Genomic DNA, 8,040 nt, shown 5'->3' on the forward strand with positions numbered 1-8,040 from the left:
ACGGTGATACCAGCTTTGGTTTTAAAGATGGTGCCAACCTTACCACCGAATACACTTACGATGCCAATGGTAACATGGAAACCGATGAGAACAAAGGCATTACACGTATTGATTATAACCACTTAAATTTACCAACAAGAGTGTACCTCGCTTCGGGAGATATTATTTATATTTACGATGCCACAGGTGTAAAACTAAGAAAGGTGATTAACGAGACTACCATAACGGACTATGCCGGGAACTATATCTACGAGGATGGTACACTAAAGATGTTATCCCACCCAGAAGGCTATATAGAACCGGGTAACAAACAGTTTAACTATGTCTATCAGTTTAAAGATCACTTAGGGAATATTAGATTGACCTATGCAGATAGTGATGGTAATGGGACCATTAACAGTGCTACAGAAATCATAGAAGAGCACAACTACTATCCTTTTGGCTTAAAACATAAAGGGTACAATGACGTGGTTTCTGCTAATGTAAATTCTGTTGCACGTAGATTTATGTTCGGCGGGAAAGAATTTAATGACGAATTGGGTCTTGACTGGTATGATATTTCAGCTAGGAATTATGACCCTACTATAGGAAGGTGGATGAATCTTGACCCATTAGCCGAAGATATGAGAAGGCACAGTCCTTATAACTTCGGATTTGATAACCCTGTTTATTTTCAAGATCCAGATGGTATGATGCCTTGTCCAACTGGAGATTGTCCAGATCCACCAAGTGGTAATGGTATGCATCAAATGAATAAGGGAAATTCTGCTATTCCGATTGGGGATGGTAGTAACCCGAGTAGTTCTCATTCAAGAGGTTCAGCAGGTAGTAGTACTGTTACTGGATCAGATGTTGTCAGATCTGTTTCAGCGGAAGTTGCATATACCGGTATTCAAACGGGTAAATTAAGAAAAGAATATATTAAAGCTACACAAGGTAGACCATTAACAAAAGAGCAAAGATCTCAACTAAAAACTAAAATGCAATCTAAAGAGACTGCTGTAACTAGAGCTATTAGAGAGTCTAAAAGACCTGCTTCCAATGAAAAGAATATGCCCAAAAATAATCCAAATAAAACTAATGCAAAGTTTGATAAAGCAGCTAAAGTAATGGGAGATATAGGCAAGGGAGCGGCTGTTTTTGGTGTAGTGATCTCAGCTAATAATATTGCTAATGCAGATAACAAAGTCGAAGCTGTTGCGAAAGAAGGAGGAGCGTGGTCAGGTGCTATTCTTGGAGGTGAAACATTTGGAGCTGCAGGAGCAAGTCTTGGGCCTTGGGGTGCTGCCGCAGGTGTCGTAGTTGGTAGTATATTAGGTGGATTTGCTGGGGAGCAAGCTGTTGAAAAGATGATCAATAACCCTGGAAATGGAACAGGTCCAGAGCTGAAACCAGTTTCTACTCATGGTGCTACTCGTTTTGGTGAATGGTAAATTAAATAAAATGAATTTTTTTTTAAACCTCTTTAAAAACTCTAATAACTATGAAAATTCTAAATGGATATTACTCAGAAATGCATTAGCAAAAGATATAAATTACAAGTATATTAAAAAAGTTTATTTCCTTTCTGCAATTGAATATGATGAAAAAATACTTAATGAGTCAAAAATAGCGATAATGGATAATAATTTAAAAGATTTTTTAAACGGTAAAAAATTCAATTCATTGAAGGACTCTATAGATTTTTATTTCTTAGAATTTAAAAATAATATTAAATCCATATGCATTTTGCATAGTCCATATGAATTATATGAGAATGAATTTGTTATAGATTTAATTAATATAAATTTTGAAGTTTCACTAATAGATTATGAGCATTCTGAACTGATTTACAATTATGAAAAGGGAAATTAAATATATCTTAATTTGAAATACTAACTAATTTCTAATCACAAAAGAGTAAACTTTATTACACACTCTTTTATGACTAGAAATTATGTTTACTTTTATTATTAATTGTTTAATAAGTCGTCTATTTACAGATCTTTATTGTAAAAATGTAAAAGGTATAGATATCTTGATATTATTTAAGTTTTCAAGAAAACTGTTTACCATAAAAACATAATTTAGATCTATACATTGACCTGTTTATTATTCTAGCTGTTATTAAGTCTACGTTAAAATATTTTCTTCAGATTTATTATCTTTTCATTTTCAAACTAGAACTATATTCATTCTTTGAATTTGATATATGTGATAAACCTAAAATATTGAATAGACATTTTCTCAATTTAATTTTTGCTATAGTAGCAACATTACTTTACATTATCATTAATGAATTGATTGGTATTTGGACTATAATAGCTGAGCTTTTGAATTTTCAGGAGTATTATAAGTATTATGTACTTATTCAGGGCTCAATACAGACCATTATAGTTCTGACTTTTATTTTTTTTATTAAACACAAAACTTTTAAAGGATTAACTCTAAAGACAGAAAAAAAATGGTACTTGTCTGCTCTCGCTCTTGGACTTAGTTTTGTATACATACAAGCACTTCTTAAATGGATTTATAATTTTATTTTTGATACTAATTATTATATTTTATATGATCTTGATGGTTTGTTAAAAACTTGGAATATAAATTATCTTTCTCTAATTATCTTTATTCCTATTGCAGAAGAAATGTTTTTTAGAGAGTATATTCAAAACAAACTACAAAAAAAAACCAACAATTTTGTAGCAATTATATTTGCCTCATTTCTATTTGCTCTAATTCATTCACCTTATTTAAATCTATTCTTTAATGATTTTCAGCAAACCTGGCATCTTACATATTTGACATTTTTTGGAGGCTTACTTTCTGGGTTGATTTATTATAAATCTAGATCTATTGGACCATCAATAGTTTTTCATGTGTCTTGGAATCTAATGGCTCAAATATTATAGGGTAATTGGATAGGGTAGTGTTCCAAAGTTGGAACCGTATTGATATAGAGTGAATTAGAGCTAAGGCAGTTTTTTAAACTGTCTTACTCTTTTTTTAAGTTCTTTGGGTAATGGTATAGATTAGTTGATGGATTAGTTTTTAAACATAAACAATTGTTAAACAATAATTTAAAATATAATTTTAGCTGTAAAAGGATGGACATAATGTTCATCCTTTTCTTTTTAAACGCATTTAGAGACTTCTAAATGCGTTTTTTCAATCTTAATGGTTACAAATTAGTTGATAGAAAATATAATTTAAATCCATCCCCATTTTTTTCTGACAATAGATGCGTCATAATTAGGGGAATCTTTTCTAGGGTTTTCGATTCTAGTGATTAAATTATCATCAATATTCATTTTTTCATTCCCAAATATTGTTACTCCTAAAATATTATATCTTTTAATCAATTCGTCATAATACTTTTGTCCTTCAGGAAATACAGTACCATACTTATTTCGAATCTCATCTATTCTAATAGAAATTAAATAGTGTTCAACATCAATCGAATCAATTTTTTCAATTAATTCTTCTATACTAATCCATTTTTCTTGTGCTGATGAAACAAATACTTTAATTAAAACCTCATCATTAATTCTTTTAATTTTTGTTGTTCTACCACGAAATATTCCAGTTAAGCACCTTATTAAAGATGATTTACCTTTGTTGGCTGTGCCAAATACTAAATAGAGATTTTTTTTATTCATCATTAGTTACAAATTTAAATTTACACACTTCTTTTTCATCATATAACCATTGACTTGTTTAAAATCATTACCTCCATATTTCGTTTCTATCTCTATTGCTTTTTTAAAATTCTCATTAGCTGCATAAGCACAACCTAAGGTATCTTTATAATTTGAATCTTGAGGCATTAATTCATCAACTTTTAAAGATAATTCTAATGCTAATTTATTATCAGCTATACTTCCTTCGTATTCTTTGTTTGTTAAAATAAACCATGAATAATTATTCATTATTAAAGGGTTATGAGGACTTTCTTTAATTGCGAATTCATATAATTTTTTCATTTTTGGAATATTCTTTTTTCCATCTATAAGGGAGTAATAGTAGGCTTTAACACTTCCTATAGACATAGGTTGAAGGTATCTGAATAAAACAGCATCATCTATTGTAAATAAAGAACTGCTAGTTTGAGACATACCATTTTTATACTCACTATCTGTCACTTCCATAGAAGTATTATTATCCCAATTAAAATAATTAGCTTCATCGTAGTAGTATCTCACAAAATTATGATCTGGAACTTCAACAAGATAAAGAGGTAGTTTATTAACTTCAGCAATTGCGATATATAACATTGCACCTGTATCACAATCAACTCTGTTGGTAAGAAACATTGTTGTTAAGTTTTTAGTGGGAATATATAAACTGAAATTAAAGTGCTCTATCGTTAAACTAATAGATTTTAGAATATTAAGAGCTTTATCTTTTTTTGTTAAAGTAGTATCTCTTAGTATTGGCGATATTGATATAGATGCTTTATCAATAATACTATCTAAACGAATAAACATTTTATCGTATAATTCATCAGGTAAATCTGAAAAGTGCTTTTCGGTTTCCAATAACTCATGAGTTATAGTGTTATACTTCCAATTATAAATAGAATCATTGTTTTGAGAAAATAGATTGGAAATACTAAAAAAGAAGGTGACTAGTGATAGAATTTTATTTTTCATTTTAAACCTTTTATAATTTTCGAATATTAGTGAACAACTAATATTAAGGGAATACCCAATGTTAGGTATATTATAAAACGAGTATTAAATTAGGAAAAGAATTAAGTAAATATAGTAAAAAAACACCCTCATTTCGAGAGTGTTGTATTAAATTATTTCAACCAAATTTCTTCGGCTCTTTCAAAACCAATCCATTTATGATCTTCATCATGACCACGAGAGGCAAGTTCATATCTAATAAACTTCTCAATTGGAATTCGATGAGACAAGATATATCGTAGAATCTCACCATGCATAACAGAGAGCATCCCTTTGATTTCTGAAAAATGAGATAAGGGGTTTATATCCTGTGATATATGCTTTATGTGATTATAAGTCATATCTGCATAGTTTAAAGGTAAGGTTTCGAAAACTTCATCTATAAATGTAGGATGATTAACATCAGTAATAATATAATTACCTTCAATACTCTGAATCACACCAAAGGTTTTATTCTTTATTCGATGCTTAAAGTTGAGCCATATGGCTTCATCAATAGCTTTCTCAAGACTTGGTTGTCTTCTGATCTTTTTTGTCATTATCTTTTGGCTTTTGATTTCTTGTAGAACTAGGTATAGGTTTTTCAGGAACTGATTTATCTTCTTTTACTTCCTTACTCCACTTTTCAGTCACATAGGAAATGATAAATAGTTCATTATCTATGAGCTCTAATAATTCTCTGTTCTCCATTTCCGTAAGATTATGTTCTTTAGGTATGGTTCCACCGAACTTCTTCTTCAGGATTTCAATAAGTTCTTTTCTTGAAAAGTAAAATACAAGGTTCTTACTCATGAGGCTTTCAGTCTCTTTTCCTAATGCTAGGTTTCTGAGTACCATAGCAAAGTGTTTCATTAATTGTTCTTTGTTTGTTTTCATAATATTTAGTTTTTATAATTTGTCTTTTCCAGCTTTAATTCTGAGTGAACGGTAATTACTTCGATCATACTCATCCCAGTCATCAATTGGTTTTGATGCTAGGTAATGTGTATAGTGTCCTAGCTGTGATAGAACTTCCCATACTTCATTTGGGTCAATAGATGCATTGTCTTTCATGCTTGAATTGTTTTTAGATGTTACGTTTGATTTTAAATGTCTTTACTTAGTCCAAAGGGTAGTTAGCAGTTAAAACTTCTATCTTTCTACCTCTTGGCTTATCAGCTTGTGCTTTTCTTGCTGATAGCGGTTTGTCAAAAGTCTTGGTATACCATCCAAATTCTTTGCTGTAGCGTTTAAGTATATCTGAAGGATATGAGCTTAAAAGAAATTTGCCTTCAATCTTTGATAGTGTTCCTAATAAGTTTTTGTAATCGGATTTGGTATAACCATCATAGTGCCCTTGATTAGAATCTATATATGGTGGGTCCACATAATGAAAAGCATTTACAGTGTCTCGTGCTTTTATAACCTTACAAGCATCTATATTTTCTATCTGCACATGCTCTAATCGTTTAAAAATGTCTTCATTAAATTTTAGCTTCTTATTTTGAAAAGCTTTAACTCGTTTTGAATACTTGTCATAGCCCCAACTACCAATTTGGCAACTAAATCCCATATTCGTACCGACATAAAATGCCCAAGCTTGTTGTAGTTTATTAAACAAATGAGGCATTCGGTAGATTGTAGTTGCCACTGAATAGGTAGCTCTAGAGAATAATGTAGCTTCAATTTTGAGTTTTAAATTCTCAAAATCTGTTTTTACGACTTCATAAAAGTTAATAGCGAGACTATTAATATCATTAATAGTCTCAGCCTGAGAAGGGGACTTTGCAAAGAAAATTGCGCCACCTCCAAAAAAGGCTTCAGTATATATCTTATGTTTTGGGATGAGTGGTAAAATTTCTTTAACAAGATTGAGCTTACCACCATAATAAGTAATTGGGGTTTTTGGCATATAAGATTAGGCACTACATCCAATTGTTATCTACAAAAGATGCGTAATGCTCTGAGGTAATTATAATATGGTCGAGTAAAGTGATATCGATAAAATCTAAAGTGTGTTTGAGTTTCTCAGTAAGCTTTTTATCAGCAAGAGACGGCTCTAAGGTTCCACTAGGATGATTATGGGCTACAAGAATAGCTGTAGCATTAGTCAATAATGCCAATTGGCAGATTTCTTTAATGTTCACGGTAACACCTGTGGCACACCCCAAACCTATTTCACTAATACCAAGTACCTGATTGGCATTGGTCAGCAAAACAATCCAAAAGAATTCTTTATGGTCAATACGGTTAGTATCGATAAAACTTCTTAAAATTCGATGGCTATCTTTTGAGGATTTTATTTTTTGCTGGATATCAAATATTGGGCGTTTGTAATGGATTTGTACTTCGTGGCAACCAGCCACAGAAATAAGAGTATTCTGTTTTGTTTTCATTTTTGATGAGTATTTAATGGATTTGTTTATTTTTTTATTTAAGGGTGACAACCCTAGAGAATAGTATCTGCACTAAAGGGAACAGAAGGTTTGCCATCAATCATAAGTTTGAGATAGATGGAATGGTTCGCAAGTGATGTAAAATCCGAAGCTTTGAAAGCAGGGTAAAATTCCTTTGCCATCAAATTGGCATCTGTAATTCCAAGTCTAAAGGCAACAATGGTACCTACATTTCCTAAGACACTAGCACGTACATCACCATCTAATTGATGTAAGAATTGATTAGCTAGAATAAGCCCTACCTTAAATTTTCGCACTTGTGCGAGTAGTTCAGCAATGAGTTCGCTACCTGATAGGGTTTGAAACTCATCTATATATAAGTAATAAGGGGTTCTGTTAGATTCTAAAATATCAATACGAGAGAATGCAGCTGATGCTAGGGAAGTGAGTAAGAGCCCACCAAGAATATTTGCAACATCCGAACCGACTTGTCCTTTTGCCAGATTAATAATCAGTATATCTTTATTGTCGATTATCGATCGTAGTGATAATTGCTTTTTATTTTCAATAAGGACTTTTCTAATAATGCGATGGCTTAAAAACCCACCAAGCTTATTCATAATAGGCAACAGATCATTGGGTTTGTATTTTGGAAATTCCTTAGACCAAAAGGTGCGAATCTCTTCAGAAGTAATATGCTCTTGGCATTTCATTCTGTAATTAGAATCATGCAAGAGCTTTAAAATATCTGAGAGTGTAGCTCTTGGTTGGTCTAAAAGAGTCAATAGAATCATCCTTAGGATGTGTTCCATCTTCATTCCCCAAGCGGACTTCCAATTGCGTTGAAAAATCTCAAGGATATTTGAAGCGACCAGAGAACGTTTAGAAGGGGATACACTTCTAAGAGGATTGTATCCAAAGTTGTATAACGTCAGCAAAAAGTGAACTTGATATAGTTGTTATTTGAGCGAGATTATAGAAGTAAATTTATAATCTTA

The 8,040-nt window shown here is 31.5% G+C and carries 11 protein-coding genes; 3 read left to right on the forward strand and 8 right to left on the reverse strand.

The window, feature by feature from the left end:
• The 3 genes from Q0912_RS17330 to Q0912_RS17340 all read left to right on the forward strand — a co-directional run.
• The coding region (locus Q0912_RS17330) for an RHS repeat-associated core domain-containing protein (RefSeq protein WP_299117523.1) at positions 1–1,433 on the forward strand (1,433 nt) is incomplete at its 5' end.
• Between the two features lie 10 nt (positions 1,434–1,443).
• Positions 1,444–1,854, forward strand: coding sequence for a hypothetical protein (locus tag Q0912_RS17335; protein WP_299117525.1), 411 nt, complete (start codon positions 1,444–1,446; stop codon positions 1,852–1,854).
• Positions 1,855–2,210: 356 nt separating this feature from the next.
• Positions 2,211–2,888: a type II CAAX endopeptidase family protein gene (locus tag Q0912_RS17340; RefSeq protein ID WP_299117528.1), complete on the forward strand. Its 678-nt coding sequence runs from the start codon at positions 2,211–2,213 to the stop codon at positions 2,886–2,888.
• Between the two features lie 297 nt (positions 2,889–3,185).
• Here the strand turns inward: Q0912_RS17340 and Q0912_RS17345 are convergent, their stop codons facing one another.
• The 8 genes from Q0912_RS17345 to Q0912_RS17380 form a co-directional block, all read right to left on the reverse strand.
• Positions 3,186–3,638: a hypothetical protein gene (locus Q0912_RS17345; RefSeq protein WP_299117531.1), complete on the reverse strand. Its 453-nt coding sequence runs from the start codon at positions 3,636–3,638 to the stop codon at positions 3,186–3,188.
• 3 nt (positions 3,639–3,641) lie between these two features.
• Positions 3,642–4,628: a hypothetical protein gene (locus tag Q0912_RS17350; protein WP_299117534.1), complete on the reverse strand. Its 987-nt coding sequence runs from the start codon at positions 4,626–4,628 to the stop codon at positions 3,642–3,644.
• A gap of 152 nt (positions 4,629–4,780) precedes the next feature.
• Positions 4,781–5,206 (reverse strand): hypothetical protein, encoded by a 426-nt coding sequence (locus Q0912_RS17355; protein ID WP_299117537.1) that lies wholly within the window; start codon positions 5,204–5,206, stop codon positions 4,781–4,783.
• Complete coding sequence (locus Q0912_RS17360; RefSeq protein WP_299117539.1) at positions 5,172–5,519, reverse strand: hypothetical protein; 348 nt, start codon at positions 5,517–5,519, stop codon at positions 5,172–5,174. Before Q0912_RS17360 ends, Q0912_RS17355 begins: the two co-directional genes overlap by 35 nt.
• Positions 5,520–5,555: 36 nt before the next feature.
• Positions 5,556–5,720 (reverse strand): hypothetical protein, encoded by a 165-nt coding sequence (locus Q0912_RS17365; RefSeq protein ID WP_299117542.1) that lies wholly within the window; start codon positions 5,718–5,720, stop codon positions 5,556–5,558.
• A 46-nt stretch (positions 5,721–5,766) separates the two neighbouring features.
• Positions 5,767–6,558: a DNA adenine methylase gene (locus tag Q0912_RS17370; protein ID WP_299117545.1), complete on the reverse strand. Its 792-nt coding sequence runs from the start codon at positions 6,556–6,558 to the stop codon at positions 5,767–5,769.
• Between the two features lie 13 nt (positions 6,559–6,571).
• Positions 6,572–7,042, reverse strand: a complete 471-nt coding sequence (locus Q0912_RS17375) for a JAB domain-containing protein (protein WP_299117547.1) — start codon at positions 7,040–7,042, stop codon at positions 6,572–6,574.
• Positions 7,043–7,095: 53 nt separating this feature from the next.
• Positions 7,096–7,980, reverse strand: coding sequence for a type IV secretory system conjugative DNA transfer family protein (locus Q0912_RS17380; protein WP_299117548.1), 885 nt, complete (start codon positions 7,978–7,980; stop codon positions 7,096–7,098).
• Between the last annotated feature and the right edge of the window lie 60 nt (positions 7,981–8,040).

The organism is uncultured Winogradskyella sp. (assembly GCF_947498345.1).
Lineage (GTDB): Bacteria > Bacteroidota > Bacteroidia > Flavobacteriales > Flavobacteriaceae > Winogradskyella.

Excerpts from the sequence above, each read along its gene's own strand:
- Q0912_RS17335 (WP_299117525.1), top strand. The coding sequence starts at position 1,444 with ATGAATTTTTTTTTAAACCTCTTTAAAAACTCTAATAACTATGAAAAT.
- Q0912_RS17345 (WP_299117531.1), bottom strand. The coding sequence starts at position 3,638 with ATGATGAATAAAAAAAATCTCTATTTAGTATTTGGCACAGCCAACAAA.
- Q0912_RS17350 (WP_299117534.1), bottom strand. The coding sequence starts at position 4,628 with ATGAAAAATAAAATTCTATCACTAGTCACCTTCTTTTTTAGTATTTCC.
- Q0912_RS17355 (WP_299117537.1), bottom strand. The coding sequence starts at position 5,206 with ATGACAAAAAAGATCAGAAGACAACCAAGTCTTGAGAAAGCTATTGAT.
- Q0912_RS17360 (WP_299117539.1), bottom strand. The coding sequence starts at position 5,519 with ATGAAACACTTTGCTATGGTACTCAGAAACCTAGCATTAGGAAAAGAG.
- Q0912_RS17365 (WP_299117542.1), bottom strand. The coding sequence starts at position 5,720 with ATGAAAGACAATGCATCTATTGACCCAAATGAAGTATGGGAAGTTCTA.
- Q0912_RS17370 (WP_299117545.1), bottom strand. The coding sequence starts at position 6,558 with ATGCCAAAAACCCCAATTACTTATTATGGTGGTAAGCTCAATCTTGTT.
- Q0912_RS17375 (WP_299117547.1), bottom strand. The coding sequence starts at position 7,042 with ATGAAAACAAAACAGAATACTCTTATTTCTGTGGCTGGTTGCCACGAA.